The organism is Haladaptatus sp. W1, from assembly GCF_001723155.1.
Classification (GTDB): domain Archaea; phylum Halobacteriota; class Halobacteria; order Halobacteriales; family Haladaptataceae; genus Haladaptatus; species Haladaptatus paucihalophilus.
The window spans coordinates 1-15632 of the sequence record NZ_MEIH01000271.1 but is presented as its reverse complement, the minus strand read 5'-3'; the positions used below and the strand labels follow the sequence as shown (position 1 = coordinate 15632).

General features: G+C 62.3%; 21 protein-coding genes. 9 read left to right on the top strand and 12 right to left on the bottom strand.

All coding sequences use genetic code 11. The features are described from left to right. Positions 1-231 precede the first annotated feature (231 nt). From BG842_RS12445 to BG842_RS12430, 4 genes are read left to right on the top strand one after another with little or no spacing between them, the layout of a single operon-like run. The gene (locus BG842_RS12445; protein ID WP_007976346.1) at positions 232-630 is read left to right on the top strand and encodes a DsrE/DsrF/DrsH-like family protein; all 399 of its coding nucleotides are present in this window, start codon (positions 232-234) and stop codon (positions 628-630) included. Between the two features lie 13 nt (positions 631-643). Continuing rightward, the gene (locus BG842_RS12440) at positions 644-886 is read left to right on the top strand and encodes a sulfurtransferase TusA family protein (protein WP_069450976.1); all 243 of its coding nucleotides are present in this window, start codon (positions 644-646) and stop codon (positions 884-886) included. Further along, the gene (locus BG842_RS12435) at positions 883-2025 is read left to right on the top strand and encodes an NAD(P)/FAD-dependent oxidoreductase (RefSeq protein WP_069450975.1); all 1143 of its coding nucleotides are present in this window, start codon (positions 883-885) and stop codon (positions 2023-2025) included. The genes BG842_RS12440 and BG842_RS12435 overlap by 4 nt, the downstream gene beginning before the upstream one ends. A gap of 10 nt (positions 2026-2035) precedes the next feature. Then, the gene (locus tag BG842_RS12430; RefSeq protein ID WP_069450974.1) at positions 2036-2677 is read left to right on the top strand and encodes a DUF1641 domain-containing protein; all 642 of its coding nucleotides are present in this window, start codon (positions 2036-2038) and stop codon (positions 2675-2677) included. A gap of 43 nt (positions 2678-2720) precedes the next feature. Here the strand turns inward: BG842_RS12430 and sufU are convergent, their stop codons facing one another. The 6 genes from sufU to BG842_RS12405 form a co-directional block, all read right to left on the bottom strand. Next, on the bottom strand, positions 2721-3140 hold the full coding sequence (gene sufU / locus BG842_RS12425; RefSeq protein ID WP_007976353.1) for a Fe-S cluster assembly sulfur transfer protein SufU: 420 nt from the start codon (positions 3138-3140) through the stop codon (positions 2721-2723). A gap of 27 nt (positions 3141-3167) precedes the next feature. Next, complete coding sequence (locus BG842_RS12420; RefSeq protein WP_069450973.1) at positions 3168-4517, bottom strand: MFS transporter; 1350 nt, start codon at positions 4515-4517, stop codon at positions 3168-3170. Between the two features lie 93 nt (positions 4518-4610). Next, on the bottom strand, positions 4611-5459 hold the full coding sequence (locus BG842_RS12415; protein ID WP_069450972.1) for a helix-turn-helix transcriptional regulator: 849 nt from the start codon (positions 5457-5459) through the stop codon (positions 4611-4613). A gap of 150 nt (positions 5460-5609) precedes the next feature. Then, positions 5610-6251, bottom strand: a complete 642-nt coding sequence (locus BG842_RS12410) for an HD domain-containing protein (protein WP_069450971.1) — start codon at positions 6249-6251, stop codon at positions 5610-5612. Between the two features lie 140 nt (positions 6252-6391). Next, positions 6392-6514 (bottom strand): hypothetical protein, encoded by a 123-nt coding sequence (locus BG842_RS32530; RefSeq protein ID WP_256388530.1) that lies wholly within the window; start codon positions 6512-6514, stop codon positions 6392-6394. A gap of 78 nt (positions 6515-6592) precedes the next feature. Continuing rightward, positions 6593-7837 (bottom strand): aminotransferase class V-fold PLP-dependent enzyme, encoded by a 1245-nt coding sequence (locus BG842_RS12405; protein ID WP_069450970.1) that lies wholly within the window; start codon positions 7835-7837, stop codon positions 6593-6595. 118 nt (positions 7838-7955) lie between these two features. Between BG842_RS12405 and BG842_RS12400 the strand changes: the two genes are divergently transcribed. Beyond that, positions 7956-8135 carry a hypothetical protein gene (locus tag BG842_RS12400; protein WP_007976364.1) on the top strand — a complete coding sequence of 60 codons (180 nt, stop codon included), beginning with the start codon at positions 7956-7958 and terminating at the stop codon, positions 8133-8135. Here the strand turns inward: BG842_RS12400 and BG842_RS12395 are convergent, their stop codons facing one another. Further along, positions 8136-8426 (bottom strand): DUF424 domain-containing protein, encoded by a 291-nt coding sequence (locus BG842_RS12395; RefSeq protein ID WP_007976365.1) that lies wholly within the window; start codon positions 8424-8426, stop codon positions 8136-8138. Beyond that, positions 8423-9154 (bottom strand): tetratricopeptide repeat protein, encoded by a 732-nt coding sequence (locus BG842_RS12390; protein WP_069450969.1) that lies wholly within the window; start codon positions 9152-9154, stop codon positions 8423-8425. Before BG842_RS12390 ends, BG842_RS12395 begins: the two co-directional genes overlap by 4 nt. Positions 9155-9354: 200 nt before the next feature. Between BG842_RS12390 and BG842_RS12385 the strand changes: the two genes are divergently transcribed. The 4 genes from BG842_RS12385 (at position 9355) to BG842_RS12375 (ending at position 10944) form a co-directional block, all read left to right on the top strand. Continuing rightward, positions 9355-9915 (top strand): TATA-box-binding protein, encoded by a 561-nt coding sequence (locus BG842_RS12385; RefSeq protein ID WP_007976369.1) that lies wholly within the window; start codon positions 9355-9357, stop codon positions 9913-9915. A gap of 83 nt (positions 9916-9998) precedes the next feature. Beyond that, complete coding sequence (locus BG842_RS12380) at positions 9999-10358, top strand: hypothetical protein (RefSeq protein ID WP_069450968.1); 360 nt, start codon at positions 9999-10001, stop codon at positions 10356-10358. A 43-nt stretch (positions 10359-10401) separates the two neighbouring features. Then, positions 10402-10560, top strand: a complete 159-nt coding sequence (locus BG842_RS29855; protein ID WP_175424142.1) for a hypothetical protein — start codon at positions 10402-10404, stop codon at positions 10558-10560. Next, the gene (locus BG842_RS12375) at positions 10561-10944 is read left to right on the top strand and encodes a hypothetical protein (RefSeq protein WP_254663126.1); all 384 of its coding nucleotides are present in this window, start codon (positions 10561-10563) and stop codon (positions 10942-10944) included. Here the strand turns inward: BG842_RS12375 and BG842_RS12370 are convergent. The 4 genes from BG842_RS12370 to BG842_RS12355 all read right to left on the bottom strand — a co-directional run. Continuing rightward, positions 10932-11411, bottom strand: coding sequence for a dihydrofolate reductase (locus BG842_RS12370; RefSeq protein ID WP_069450967.1), 480 nt, complete (start codon positions 11409-11411; stop codon positions 10932-10934). The genes BG842_RS12375 and BG842_RS12370 overlap by 13 nt on opposite strands. Next, a complete protein-coding gene (gene thyA / locus BG842_RS12365; RefSeq protein ID WP_069450966.1) occupies positions 11408-12400 on the bottom strand; it encodes a thymidylate synthase in 993 nt (330 codons plus the stop codon). Before thyA ends, BG842_RS12370 begins: the two co-directional genes overlap by 4 nt. A gap of 82 nt (positions 12401-12482) precedes the next feature. Then, the gene (locus BG842_RS12360) at positions 12483-14111 is read right to left on the bottom strand and encodes an ABC transporter substrate-binding protein (RefSeq protein ID WP_069450965.1); all 1629 of its coding nucleotides are present in this window, start codon (positions 14109-14111) and stop codon (positions 12483-12485) included. After that, on the bottom strand, positions 14108-15632 hold a 1525-nt coding region (locus tag BG842_RS12355), incomplete at its 5' end, for an APC family permease (RefSeq protein WP_254663125.1). The genes BG842_RS12355 and BG842_RS12360, both read right to left, overlap by 4 nt.

Sequence of the window (15632 nt, the reverse complement as noted above, 5' to 3'; positions counted from 1 at the left end):
TGAGTTTTTCTCGCAATATCGAATATCGAGTGAGCGGCTGAAATCATCCGAGCAGGGTTCGATGACATCGACTGCCCCTGATATCATTCCGTCTTCATCGTTCTTCCCCGATTTATTTTACTTCGCTCTGGTACTGCCCGTGAACATGTCTTCGAATCTAGTTCTCGCGCTCTTGGAATAGCATCACAATATTATGCCTGTGCGTCGCGTCTCTTCAGGTGTGATGAGCACATGAACGGCTATGCAATCGTCCTCGCGTCCGAGGACATCGAAAAGATTCAGGCGGCGAGCATGATCGGATCCATCGCCGCGGCGTCCGACATTCCGGTCGAGGTTTTCGTAACGATGAACGCGCTCAACGCGTTCGAGACGGAGACCGTCGAACGGAACGACTTCAAAGGCGGCCGCGTCGCCGAGGCGATGATGAGCGCTTCGGACGTTCAGGTTCCCCTGTTCACCGACCAACTCGAACAGGCGAAGGACCTCGGTCCGATGACGGTGTACGCCTGCACGATGGCGATGGACCTGCTCGGAAACACGCTCGACGACTACGTGGACGTCTTCGACGACGAACTCGGCGTCGCCGGATTCCTCGAACGAGCACAGGACAAGAACGTCATATTCGTCTAAACTGGTGATTACAATGAGCGAAACAGAAATCGAACCCGACGTAACGATCGACGCGCGCGGTGCGACCTGCCCCGGCCCCCTGATGGACCTCATCGGGAAAATAAAGAGCGTGGACTCGGGCACCGTCGTCGAACTGCAAACGGAAGACAGCGGATCGAAAAAGGACGTCCCGGAGTGGGTGGACAAGGCCGGACACGAACACCTCGATACCGTCGACCACGACGGTTACTGGAGCCTCTACGTGAAGAAAGCATGAAACGAATCGCAATCGTCGGTGGCGGGACCGGCGGGACGGTCCTCGCCAATCGACTCGCCGACGAACTCGCGCCGGAGATAGACGCCGGCGACGTCGAGGTCACGCTCGTCACCGACGACCCGGACCACGTGTACAAGCCGCTCTACCTCTACGTGGCCTTCGGTGAACGAGAGGTTCAGGAGGCCCGGCGACCGATTTCGGAACTCCTCGACAGCCGCGTCGAACTCCGAATCAACCGGGTCGTCTCCATCGACACCGACGAGAAACGGCTCTCGTGTCAAGACGGGGGGACGACGCTCGACTACGACTACCTCGTCCTTTCGACCGGCGCGAAACTCACGCCGGAGGACGTCCCCGGCCTGAAGGAGGGCGGACACCACTTCTACGGTCCCGACGGGGCCGAGGCGTTGCGCGACGACTTGGCCGAGTTCACCGGCGGGCACCTCGTGCTCTCGGTCATCGGCGTCCCGCACATGTGCCCGGCCGCGCCGCTGGAGTTCGTCTTCATGGCCGACGACTGGCTCCGCGAACGGGGACGGCGCGATGACGTCGAAATCACGTACACGTACCCCATCGGACGCGCCCACGGACTCGAATCCATCGCCGAGTGGGCGACGCCGGAACTCGAAAAGCGGGACATCAACGTCGAGACGTTCTTCAACGCAGATGAGGTCGACCCGGAGGAGAAGGTCATCCGGACGATGGAGGGCACGGAGATGGATTACGACCTCTTGGTCGCCATTCCGCCCCACAGCGGCGACGACCTCATCAAGGAGTCCGGCCTCGGTGACGACGGCTGGGTGCCGGTCGATAAGGAGACGCTCGAAGCGGACGCCGCGGCGGACGTCTACGCCATCGGCGACACCGCCGACGTGCCGACGAGCAAGGCGGGCAGCGTCGCCCACTACGAGGCGGGCGTCGTCGCCGACCGCCTCGCCAGTCGGGTCCGCGGCCACACCCCGACGGCCATATTCGACGGCAAGACGGTCTGTTTCATCGAATCGGGCATGGACGAGGCGACGTTCGTGGAGTTCGAGTACGGCCGACAGCCGACGGTCCGCGACCCGTCGAAGTTCGTCCACTGGGCGAAGCTCTCGTACAACGAATCCTACTGGCTGACTGCACGGGGACTCCTGTGAGGTAACCGAGATGGTAGAACAGACAACGCAGGACGATGCCCGGGACGCCCTCGAATCAGCGATAGAGGAGAACCCGGAGGAAGTCGCCCGCCTGATGGAACGACTCGGGCTGGTAAACGGCGTCCTCGATGCGGTCGAGGTCGGGACGTCTGCCCTCGACGACCGCATGGTCGCGGAACTGGCCGGGACGGGTGAAACCCTAGCCGAGGCTGCGGACGGTCTCGCAACGAAGGAGACGGTGGAGCTGACCGAATCGGTCGGCGCGAACGGGGCGGAACTCACAGAGGCGCTGGAGACGCTGGTACGACTGCAAAAGAGCGGTACGTTGGACGAACTCGCCGCGCTCGCCGACCTCCTTCCGTTGGCGTCGGGCGCTCTCGACGACGAGATGATATCCACGCTCGTCGATGCCGGGAGTTCACTGGGCGAGGTCGCGGATACGGCGTCCGACCCCGACACGGTTCGGGGCATGGAGACGGTGTTGCAGGCGGTCGGCGACGCCAGCGACGCCGAATCGCCGCCGGAGCGCGTCGGCGTTGTCGGCCTGCTCCGTGCGACCCGCGACCCGGAGGTGCAGGCGGGATTAGGCTTCGTGCTCGCCATCGCAAAAGCTCTCGGTCGGGAGACGTGGCGGGAACCGGCGAGAAAGTAGTCGATGGGTCACACCATCGACCCGATTCTGGGTAAAAAACCAGTTAGTCTTCGGTCGTCGTGCGCTCTTCGTCCTTTTCGCCTTCGTAAATCTCCGCTCCGTCTTGGACGACTTTCTCGGCCAAAACGGCGCATTTCACGCGCATCGGGCTGATTTCGACGCCCAGCATGTCGATAACGTCGTCACGGTCCATCGCCGCCACTTCGTCCAGACTCATTCCGGGGAGCTTCTGGGAGAGCATGCTGGCGCTGGCTTGGCTGATGGCACAGCCGTCGCCGCGGAACGCGACGCGCTCGATGGTTTCGCCGTCGTCTTCGAGGGAGACGTCGAACTCCAGTTCGTCGCCACAGGAGGGGTTTACTCCCTCGTGGCTGAACTGGGCGTCGGCCAACTCCCCGTAGTTTCGCGGGTTCCGATAATGGTCGAGAATCTGCTGCCGGTACATGTCCGAACCCATGCTCATAGTTGAATCTGGGTAAGAGAGAGTCACCTAAAAGGATTCCGACGATTCGGCCCCTGTCGCGGTCGTGAGGCCGTACTTCTCGGCGTCCAACTCGTCGGCCTTTGCGATGTCTCGGAGCAGCGGGTGTGCCACCCAACAGAACGCGATGCAAAGGAACCCGAACCCGGCAGTCGTCATGACCGGTGCGGTCTCGAGAACGTCACCGCCGATGCCGCCGAGGAGGGACCCGAGCGGCATCGCGCCGACGGATGCGCTCGACAGAACCGACGACACGCGGCCCATGAGCTCCTCGGGGACGACGGACTGTATCATCGCCGCGAAGATGACGTTCGTCGCGCCGACCGGAATCCACGCGAGGAAGAACAGGGCCATTGTCGCCGGAAACCAGCCGATGAGGACCGCGGCGAGCCACGTGATTCCGCTGAAGACGAACCCGCCGATGCTCAGTTTGGCGAGCGAAAACCGCTTGAGCGGCGTCGCGGCGAGCGACCCGACGAGCATCCCGCCGACCACCGTGGCGAGGAGGAAGCCGTACGCGTCCGACCCGCCGTTGGCCTGGGCGTAGGCCGGAAGCACCGCGAGGGTGCTGCCGATGGTCGCGTTGACGACGAGGCTCCCGGCGAGTATCCAGACGAGCACCGACCCGCGAACGTACCGGATGCCGTCGAGGAGTTGGGTGCGGTACGCCGCGACGGCGGCGGTGATACCCTCGGATTGAGTGGGATTCGCATCTCCAGCCGAATTTGTGCCCGTCTTCGTCTCCCCATCCGAATCCGCGTCCGTCTCCGGTTCGGAATCGGTTTCCGCGGGCGGGATTCGAACGCCGAGGAAGACGAGCGTCGCGGCGAGGAAGGTCACGGAGTCGAGGACGTAGAGCGCGATTGCGCCGACCAGCGCGACGACGATGCCGCCAAGCGCGGTGAAGGCGAAATCGACGCCCTGGTAGGCGAACGAGAACGCCGAATTGGCTTCCACGAGGTCCTCCTTCTCGACGACGCGCGGGAGGGCGGCCTGCTGTGCCGGGTAGACGAACTGGTTGATGAGCGAGACGACGGGCATCACGACGAGGACGACCCAGACCGAGAGCCACCCCATCACGTACGCGACGGGGACACAGAGGACGAGGATGCCCTCCGCGACTTGCGTGGCGACCAGAATCCGGCGGATTCGCCACCGGTCGACCAGCGGTCCGGCGAGGAACTGGAGCGTCTGTGGCAGCATGGTGAGAAACCCGGCCAGTCCGGTATAAAACGACGACCCGCCGAGTTGGAAGGCGAGCCACATCGCCGCGACGGCGTACGCGCTGTCCCCCGCGTTCGTTATCAACCGACCGACGAACAGCCGCGTGAAGGTCCGATTTCTGAATAGGGAACGCATGAACCGAGACAGGAGCGGCGGACGGATATGTGATTTCAGAATTACATTTCTGTTGCCGAAACGACCGAAAGCAGGTTCTGTTGGGAATCTGGTTTATTCGACGCTGACGGCCAATTCCTCATCGACGCTCAGCCTGAGTTCGTCGCCGTCGAGTTCGATGACGCATTCGACCAGCAACGGGTCCTTGGAGACGATTCGGGCGTTCTCTGGACGTGGCCATTCGAGTTCCCACACGGGGTAGTCCGTGAGGTCGATACCGTGGTCGTAGTGGAACGCGACGACCGCCGGATACTCCAAGAGGTACGTTCCGAGGTTGCCGACGGCGTAGTCCCCGCAGCGCTCACAGCGGAATTCGATGCCCGCTTCCTGCTCGTCGGCGAAGTACTCGGACTCGGTGACGAGCGACCCGACCGTCTTCCCGGAGCAGTTCAGACACACCCCGTCGGCCATGAGCGAGAACACGTTGAGGAGCCAGCGCTCGAACGTCTGCCGTAACTCCGTCTCGTTTCTCCCCTCGAACGCCCCCGGCGGCAACCCGAACGTCGAGCGGTTCGAATCACACGTCTCACAGCGGACCCGAACCGTCTCCTCCTCGTACTCCGCGATGAGTTCCGTTCCGCAGTCGGGACAGTAGGTATCGAGCGCGAACGTCTCGGCTTCGGCGCGCTGGGTGTAGGTTCCCGAGAGAATCGCGCCCATGATTCGAAACCCAGCGTAGGTGAGTTCGTACTTCTCGTCCGTCTGCCGGACGAACAGGCCGACGAGTTTGTTCAGATGGTAGTTGAACTGTCCGCTGTCTCGAATTCCCACTCGGTCGTGCAGTTCCGAGAACGACAGCGGGTCGTCGGCGTCCCAGAGGGCTTGAATGATCTCGATTCGTGTGTCGTTCCCGAGCAGAGAGAAGGCTTTCTCGGGGGACACGTCCCGTTCATCCGCGTCCATGCCCGGTGATGGGCGGGACGTGTGAAATAGCTTTCAGCACGTGTTCGATTTTCGTTCGATTTTCATCTCCTTTCCGTCCGCTTCTGTTTCCGTCCGCTTCCGTTCGCCTCTGTCCGCTTCCGTCCGCTTTCGGTCCCGGCGACGACCGCCTCAGCGCTCGCCCGCGGCTTCCACTTCGAACCGCTCGACAAACGCCTCCACGAACGTCCGGCGCTCTTCGGCCATGCGTTTGCCTGCGTCGGTGTACATCCGCTCCGGGAGTCGGAGGATTTTCTTGTGGAAGTGGTTCACCGACGTCGCACCCGAACGCGTCTCGTCGGTCTCGGTGGGCACGTCGGGGTCGTGCATGGGTTGGTCGTGTTCCGCGCCGTAGCAGAAGACGCGCCCGATACCGACGGCACCGAGGGCGTCGATGTTGTCGGCATCGGACAGTAGCTTCGCCTCCAACGTCTCGGCGTCCACGTCGTTCGAGAAGCGGTGTGCCCGAATGCAGTGCTGGACGGCCTCGATTTCCGAGTCCGTCACGTCGAATCCATCGAGGAGTTCGCCCGCCTCTTCGGCACCCCACTCGGCGTGGTCGTCGATTTCGCCGCGGTCCTCGCGTCCCCGGCCGATGTCGTGCAACCACACCGCGGAAAAGAGGATTCGCTCGTCGGGGTCGTACTCGGCGGCGAGCGTTTCGGCGAGGGCGGCGACCCGCTGGACGTGGTGCCAGTCGTGTGCGGGTGCGACGTTTTCGAAGTACTCCTCGGCGTGCGGTCGAATCTCGTCCGGGAGGGTTCGCGGTGACATGTCGTCTCCGAGGTGCTTCGATGGCGTTGATAAAAACGATGGGAAGGACGACTTCGAGGGTGAAACGGACGGATTCGTTTCCTTCATTTGTTTCCTTCGTTTTGGTGCGTCATTCGTCGCGGAGTTCGTGATTTCGACTGCTAGGGTCCATACCGCACCCGCATGCGGGCGGTTCGCGCGAGTTGCGCGAACCGCCCTCGGCGTCCCCTGACCTCCTCGGTCACGCGGACACCCGCGCCAGCGGTCGGCGCAGGTGTCCGCATCGCGCGTCCCGAAAGCGGATGCGTCGCTGTCGCTCTCCGGGATGTGCGTTGAAACCTCGAAAGACGAAATGACGCCGCTTACTGGGCGAACAGCTGTCGGGCGTCGTCAACGGCCTCGACGAGTTTGTCGATTTCCTCGCGGGTGTTGTAGATGTAGAAGGAGGCCCGCGCGGAGGCCGCGATGCCGAGTTTGTCGTGGAGCGGTTGCGTGCAGTGGTCGCCCGCCCGGATTGCGACGGCGTGGTCGTTGAGGATGCTGGAGAGGTCGTGGGCGTGAACGCCGTCCACGTTGAACGAGACGAGGCCGCCGCGGTCGTCGGCCGGGGGTCCGTAAATCTCCACGTCGCCTTCCTCGGTCAGGCGGTCGTAGGCGTACTCGGCGAGTTGCTCTTCGTGGCGCTGGACGCGCTCCATGCCGATGTCCTCCAGATAGTCCACAGCGGCCGCGAGCGCGATTCCCTGCGCGATGTTCGGGGTTCCTGCCTCGAACTTCCACGGCAGGTCCTCCCACGTCGAGTCGTCGTAGGTCACTTTGCGAATCATGTCGCCGCCGTAGAGGTACGGCTCCATCTCCTCCAGAACGTGTTCCTTGCCGTACAGACCGCCGATGCCGGTCGGCCCGACCATCTTGTGGCCCGAGAAGGCGTAGAAATCGGCGTCGATGGCCTGCACGTCCACGGGACGGTTCGGCACCGCCTGTGCGCCGTCCACGAAGATGTAGGAATCGTGGTCGTGCGCGATGTCCGCGAGTTCGCCCACCGGGTTCGTCGTTCCGAGCGTGTTCGAGACGTGGACGACGCTGACCATCTTGGTGTCGTCGGTAATTAGCTCCTCCGCGGCCTCCATGTCGAGGTAGCCCTTGTCGGTCACGGGGATGTACTTCACGTCCGCGCCGGTTTTCTTGCCGAGCTGTTGCCAGGTCACGAGCGACGCGTGGTGTTCCATCTCGCTCAGGACGACTTCATCGCCCGGGCCGAGTTCGTTGAGTCCCCACGCGTAGGCGACGAGGTTCTCGGATTCGGTCGTGTTCTTCGTGAACACCATCTCCTCGCGGCCGTTCGCGCCGATGAACTCGGCGAGTTTGTCGTGGGCCTCCTCGTAGGCGATGGAGGCCTCCTGGCTCAACTGGTGGATGCCGCGGTGGACGTTCGCGTTGTAGTTCCGGTAGTAGTCGCTGATGCTCTCGATGACGGGTTCGGGCGTCTGGGTGGTCGCCGCGTTGTCGAGGTACACCACCTGATTGCCGTTGAACTCCCGCTGAAGAATCGGGAAATCCTCACGGATGCGTTCCACATCCAGCGCGTCGGATTGCTGTGATTCCATTGCGTAGGAATTGGGTTTCGAGTGGGAACACTTCTTCGGTCTTCACAGGCCGTCGAAACCGTATTTGGTTACGAGAACGATGGTGTGGATTAAGTCGCTTCGACCCCTCCGTTTCGGCATGGTTTCGAAACGACGGCTCGGCGCGAGCATGATATTTCTCGGCCTCACGTTCGTCGGCGTGTTCCACGCGTTCGCCGCCATCGCGTTTCATACCGGACTGCTGTCGGTCGCGGTCGGAACGGTCGTCGGGTCCCTGCTCTGTCTGGTCGCGGTGAACGTCCCGGCGTACCTCGACTGACTACATCCGCAAGAACTGCGCGTGCCGGGTCGAATCCAGTTCGAGGACGTTCGCCTCGTTCACGAATCCGGCTTCGACCGCGAGCGCCACGGCGTCGGTGCCGACGATGTTCGCCACGTCGGCGCGGTTGAGGCTGTGGACGACTTCGTCCTCGTCGGCCTCGTCGCCGCCGTAGAACTCCTCCGTCACGGTAAACGACATCTCGCCCGTCTCGAACGTCTCGCCAAGCACGTCGTCGTCGCAGACCGCGACCAACAGTCCCTCTCCGGTCTCGCGCTCCTTGAGTATCATTCCTGGACCAGCTCTTCCTCCGCCTCCTTGCGCATTTCTTCCGCCTCCTCGGCGAGCCGCTCTGCTTCCTCGTCCTCGCCCAGTTCCTCCAGCGCGCGCGCCTTCTCCTCGATGACGTGCGCGTTCCGGAAGCCGAGTCGAATCGCGTTGTCGAAGCAGTTCACCGCGTCCTCCACGAGGCCGCGTTCGAGCAGGAAGAACCCGCGGTTGAACCACGCCTGCGGGAAGCGCTGGTCGATTTCGACCGCGCGCTCCGAGTGTTCGAGCGCCTGCTCGGTTCGTCCCGACTCCCAAAGTGCGTACGCGAGGTTGGTCTCCGCCGTCGCGGCATGTTCGCTGTCGTCGTCGATGTGGATGGATTCGCGGTACGCGCTGATGGCCTCGTCCCACTCTTCGAGTTCGGCGTGCGCGACGCCCTTGTTCGTCCACGCCTCTTGTTCCTCGCGCGACCCATCGTCGGCGAAACGCGCCGCGCGCTCGAACGTTTCCGTCGCCTCTTCGAAGCGATTTATCCGCGTGTAGCTCAGACCGACCTCGATGAGGTCGCCCACTGACACCTTGTCGCGCGGAATCGACTGCTGGTCGAGGAGGTCGGTGACGACGCGGGAGTCAACCGGGTCCACCTCTTCCGGGTTCACTTCGAGTTCCGGCGGGTCCAAATCGAACCCTTCGTACGGGTCGTCAAAGCCTGTCCCCTCCGAGAATTTGTGACTTCGCTCGTCGCTCATTACCCGCCGATTGGGGCGGCGCACTGTTAAGGTCTGCGCCATGGAATATCGACGGGATTCGATTCGAAATACGGAAAATCAGAGCGATGAACCTCCTACATCAGGATTTCGTTCGTCGGTCGCTCATAAAGGCCGATTTCGTCGTGTCAGTCTGGACTACCAACCTTTATAAACCTTAAATACGTCATTTAAGTCGCGCTATGACCGACCCCAAGGAAACCATCAACATTGAAAACGTGGTCGCCTCGACGGGCATCGGGCAGGAACTCGACCTCCAAAGCGTCGCTATGGACTTGGAGGGCGCGGATTACGACCCCGAGCAGTTCCCCGGTCTCGTCTACCGTACCCAGAACCCCAAATCGGCCGCACTCATCTTCCGCTCCGGCAAAATCGTCTGTACCGGCGCAAAGAGCACGGCCGACGTCCACGAGAGTCTCGAAATCGTCTTCGACAAGCTTCGTGAACTTAACATTCAGGTCAACGACGACCCCGAAATCGTCGTCCAGAACATCGTCACGAGCGCGGACCTCGGACGCAACCTGAACCTCAACGCCATCGCCATCGGTCTCGGCCTGGAGAACATCGAGTACGAACCCGAGCAGTTCCCCGGCCTCGTCTACCGTCTCGACGAACCCGAAGTCGTCGCTCTGCTGTTCGGCTCCGGCAAACTCGTCATCACCGGCGGCAAGAAGCCCGAGGACGCCGAACAGGCAGTCGATAAAATCGTCTCCCGTCTCGAAGAACTCGGTCTGCTGGAATAACGTCTCATCTCCTTTCCTTTCGCGGTCCATCGTTCCGGAGTGACATCGCCATACACAAGCCGGTTCGCCCCCGAACCACGGGTATGGCACTGCTGGGTGACTTGACGCCGCTCGTCGGAACGTACCTCCTGTTGGCGGGGTTCCTCTCGTTGACGGGGTTCATCGCCGCGCGAAACGTCCTCGGGAGCATCCCGTTCAGGCGCGCGCTCGTCATCGGCCCGCCGATAGCCGCCCTGCCGTTTCTCCTCCAACAGTACTTCCCGCCGCTCGTGGTTCTCATCGCGCTCGCGCTGGACGTCTCTCTGTTCCACATCGTCTTCCGCCTGAAGTGGCGCACGGCCGGGTTCGTCACCTTCATCCACGTCGTCGTCACCATGCTCGGCGGCATCGTCATCGGCGGACTCGCCTACCTCATCTCCATCGGGCCACCGTCGCCCCAGTGAGTGGGGAAGAAAGCATTTATCCTCGAACTTCCTCCCAAACGGTATGTCCCTCCCCCGCCGCTTCGAACAGGTGGGCATCGTCGTCGGCAGCGTCTCGAAAAGTCCATCGACCGTATTCGGCGCGTGGGCCGTCTCCCTCTTCGTCAGCGCCCTCATCGCGCGTGCGAAACCACACCTGCGGTTCCGACGGAGCGGGACGTAGATGGAGGAGTTCGCCGATGAGATGGGAAAATTCGCCGACCTCTTCTGGTATTACGTCGGTGCTGGTGCGGTGTTTACCCCACTATTCTTCATCGGACCCGGAGGTGGATACGGTCGTTCGCTGTACGACCTCTCGCTCGGTGCGACGATTCTGATGACCTGCCTCTGTCTGTACTATCGTCCGGAAAACCCGAAACGCGTCGCGCTGTTCGGCCTGTTCACCGTCCTCGGAACCACGGTTCTCGGCATCCTCACCGGGACCGACGGCGTTCGAGCGTTGGTCCCCACGCTCGCAAAGTGGGTCGTCGCCATGCTGCTCGCGTTCCTCGTCGTGCGGTTTCGAATCGACAAAAAACTCCGTGCGGCGATTCCTCACCGCTCGTAGCGAACGAAATCCAATTCCTCGCGTTCGTCCCGTTCGACTTCCGTCCACTCTTCCGGGTCCCACTCCGGGAAGTGGGTATCCCCCTCGTACTCGTCGTGAATCTCGGTCAGAATCAGTTCGTCGGCGTGCGGGAGGAACTGTTCGTACACCGTCGCACCGCCGATGACGAAGGCTGTGTCGTCCAGTTCTTCGACCGTCTCTATCGCCTCCTCGACGTTGTGGACGAGGACGACTTCCTCGGGCAGGTCGGGATTCGACCGACTCAGGACGACGTTGGTTCGACCCGGAAGCGGGCCGTCGAGTTGCCCCGCGATGCTCTCGTAGGTCGTCCGCCCCATGACGACCGGATAGCCCATGGTGGTCTCCTTGAAGTGGCGCATGTCCTCCGAGTAGTGCCACGGCATGCCGCCGTCTCGTCCGATGACGCCGTTTTCGGCGACTGCCGCGATGCAGACGAAGCGGGTCATTCGGCCACACTGAATTTGATGCCGGGGTGGGCGTCGTACTCCCGGAGCGTGATGTCGTCGTAAGTCAACTCGTCGATGGAATCCGCCGTCACCTCGATTTCTGGCCGGGATTTCGGGGTGCGCGAGAGTTGGGTCAGCAGGCCCGGAACGTGGTCCATCGCCTCCGTCTCCTCCTCGGGGGCTTCGGATTCGAGCCACGAACGGACGTCCTCGTACTCGGACTTTTGGGTGACGTCGGCGAGGCGCGTCTGGAGGTCTTCGAGGTTGTCGCGGTACCACTCGCCGCGGTCGCCTTCGCCGCAGTAGACGTGCGCGTCCACGATGGTGTGGGCGAACTTGCCGACCTCGAAGCCGGTCTGGCGGGCGAGCACCGTCGCCAGCAGGGCGTAGGCCGCGATGTTGAACGGGATGCCGAGCGCCACGTCGCCCGAGCGCTGGGTGAGGTGGAGGTTCAGCGTGTCGCCCTGCACGTTGACGACGAAGGTGTAGTGACACGGCGGGAGCGTCGAGACGGCCGCGTTCGCGGGATGCCACGCGGAGACGACGAAGCGACGGGAGTTCGGATTCTCGTCGAGGCCGTCGATGAGGTACTGAATCTGGTCGAACGTTCCGTCCTCGTTCATCCAGCGGTGGTCCGCCTCGGGCCACGATTCGCCCGGCAGTCCCTCCTCGGGGACCGGGAACCGTCGCCAAAATCGGCCGTAGGCCGTGTCGAGGGTGCCGTCCTCGTCGGCCCACTCGTTCCAGATGCCGGTCTTCTCGCGGAGGTTCCGGATGTGCTCCTCGCCGGAGAGATACCAGAGGAGTTCGTGGAGCATCGAGTCCCAGCGGAACCCGTCCATCTTCTTCGTGGTCAGCAAGGGGTACCCCTCGCGCAGGTCCACCTCGTAGTGCTGGCTGAAGGTCGAAATCGTGTCCACGCCGGTTCGATTGGGCTTGTACGTCCCGTCCCGGAGGACGTCTTCGACGAGTCCGAGGTACTGCTTCATGGGTGGGTGTCCCCCCTACGAGTTTGAAAAGATATTGATGCCCGACCCGTCTCACCGCTACTTCTCTGACTCCCCTGTCACCTTACTCGCCGACCGTGACCCGATACTCCGAACCGACGAACCGCGGGTTCTCCTCTGACATCGGGGACAGCTCGAAGTTGTCGAGGTCCTTTTTCACCCCGAAGGCGTTCTTCGGCTGGTATATCGGCAGGTGCACGCGGTCCTCCAGCAGGGTCGTGATGGTCTCTTCGTAGAGCTTCCTCCGCTTCGCGTGCTCGTCCGATTTCCGCGCGTTCAGTATCTTCTCCATCACGTCGTCGTTCTTGTAGAACACGCCGTTCGTCTCGCCCTCCGCCCGCTGGTGGAACAGGGGGTAGACGTAGGCGTCCGGGTCGGGGAACGCCGACCACTCCGTGACGAACATGTGGTAGTCGCTCGGCGACCCCGAGACGATTTTGTCGTGGAACACCGACCACGAGTACTTCTCGACGCTGGCCTGCTGGAACCCGGCGAGCGTCAGCCCTTGCTTCACGGCGTTCGCCATCATCATCAGCAACTCGTCGCCGGAACTCTTCGACGCCGGAACGGCTATCTTCGGTGCCCACGCCTCGACACCAGCGTCGCGGAACAGCGTTCGCGCTTTCTCGATGTTCCGCTCGTTGGGTATCCGTTTCCACTCGTCTACTGGCATGTCCCACTCCTCGGCCAACTGGTGCGGAAGCGGGCTGTACATGCGCTCGCCCGCCGGACGGAGGATGTTCTCCACCATCTCGTCGAAGTTGACGCAGTAATCGACCGCCTTCCGGACTTTCTCCTCCGAGGTCGGCCCGCCGTTGCAGTTGAAGCCGAGGAACGTGTAATCGTAGCTCTCGCTGGATTTCACGGTCGCGTTCGGCTGGTCGTTCGTCGCCTTCCAGAGGTGGGGCTCTACCTCCTCGACTAGCTGGTTTTGCCCCGTCTTCAGGCTCATCGTCCGCGACAGCCCCGAGTACTCCGAGACGAACTTCAACCGGTCGATTGCGGCCTTCGGTGAGTCCCAGTAGTCGTCCCAGCGCGTCAGAATCGCGTACTTCTGGGGCACGAACCGGTCCACCTGAAACGGCCCGGAGCCGACCGGATTTTTGGCGAACGTCTCGGGGTCGGGGTCGCGGGCCGATTTGGGGACGATGGCCCGCGTGAGCACCTCGTGGAAGGCGTCGTACGGGTACGACAGTTCGAACCGCACCGTGTGGTCGTCGGGCGTCTCGATGGTGTCTATCATGTCCACCTCCCACTTGTTCGGCGTTCCGCGTCGCCACGACGTGCTCTCGTCTCGGTGGCTCGGCGCTTCGAACGAGTATTTCACGTCCTCCGCCGTGACCGGGTTTCCGTTTTGGAACCGTGGCTCCGACTTCAGTGACACCTCGTACCGCGTCCCGCCGTGGCTCACCTTCGGTTCGCCGTCGGCGAGTTCGGGTTCCAACGTCGTCCCCTCGCCGTAGGTGTACAGGCCTTCGAACACTTGCGTAGCGACCTGCGCCGACGGCACGTTTTCGATGACCACGGGGTCGAGTACCGTGGCCGTGAGCGGTTGGGCGATTCGGAGTTGCGAGCCGTTTCCGCCGGACACCCGTTCGACGGCCGAACAGCCCGACAAGGCGCCCGCACCCGCGATTCCGAGCGATGCAAGCAGTTTCCGTCGCGTCAGTCCGTTTTCCTCGTGTTTCGTCATGATTGCGTACCTCCGGTCTGCGCACCGGCGAATTTGAAGTACACCAGTTCGGAGCCGACCACGAGCAGGCCGATGACGACGACCAGCCAGAACGTGGACGAACTGTGCACGTACAGGTCGTACAGCAACACCGGGAAGAAGAGCGCACAACCGACGGTGCCCACGACGGGTATCGTCGGGTGGATGTCGAGGTTGTCACGTTCCCGGTATGCGACGTAGCTCACGCCGCCGAAGACGGCGATGAACGCGAGCGACGCGAACGTCGTGATGCTCATCAAGCTCCCGTACACCGCGAACGCCATCGACAGCACGCCGAGGCCGATGACGATTCCCGAGGGAATCTGATTCCCGTCGCTGTTGCCGTTATCGTCGCTGTTTCCGTCGTCACTGCTGTTACTGCTTTCGTCGCCGCTACTGTCGCTGTTGCTGCTGTCATTACTGCTATCGTTGTTGCTGCCGTCACTTCCGCTCTCGCTACTGCTCCCGTCTCCGCCGTCGCTTTCCACGCCGGTCAGGTCCGGGAGGACGCCGATTTCGATGAGTTCCCGAGAGAACTGTGCGCTGCTGAACAGCGTCGCGTTGACCGCGCTCGCGGTCGAGAACAGCGCGGAGAACCCGATGAGGAGCGCTCCGAGCTGTCCCGCGAACGGCAGCGCGGCGTACAGCAGCGACGTTTCCGGGCTGACCATGATGACGGGCAGTTCGAGGATGCTCGTCGTCGTGAACGCGACGAGGACGTACAGCAGGGTCGCCACCGGGATGGCGATGTAGATGGCTTTCCGAATCGTCTCCTCCGGGTTGCTGAACTTATCTTGGTCGTATAGCAACAACTGCCAGCCCTGAAACGCCACGAACGACATCGCCGCGCCGAGGAACGGGTCCGCGATGCCGATGGTCGGGTTGAGCATGAGCTCGTAAAATCCCGGCTGGAAGATGTTTCCCGTGACGGCGAAGTAGACGCCCCAGATTCCAAAGCCGCCGATGACGGCTACTTTGAAGAACGTGAGGAAGTCCTCGGCTTTGCCGGTCGAACCGGCTCCCATCAGGTTGAGTCCGACGAACGCGGCGATGACGAGGATGGAAATCAGATTTGCGATGGGTATCTGATTGAACGCGAGCCGACCGAACAGCTTCGTGAAGAACGACGAGAACGCGTAGGCGTACAGCGCCATCGAGACGATGTACCCGAACAGGAGCGTCCACCCCACCATCCCCGTCAGCATCGTGTCGCCGAACAGGTCGTGGAAGTAGGTCGGCGCGCCGCCGCGGTCGCCGACGTACTGGTTCATCTTGATGTAACTGTACCCCGCGCTGAGTGCCACGATTCCGGCGAGCAGGAACGCGATCCACGATAAGCGTCCCGAGATGGAGACGACGAGGCCGAAGGCGGAGTAGATACCACCTCCGATCATCCCGCCGACAGCCATCGCTACTGCCTCTTTGAGACCGAGCTTTCCCATGCTGTTTCCCCGTAAGCCGACTTTCAGCAAACATCCATTGCTTGCTACAGCAACCATCAAA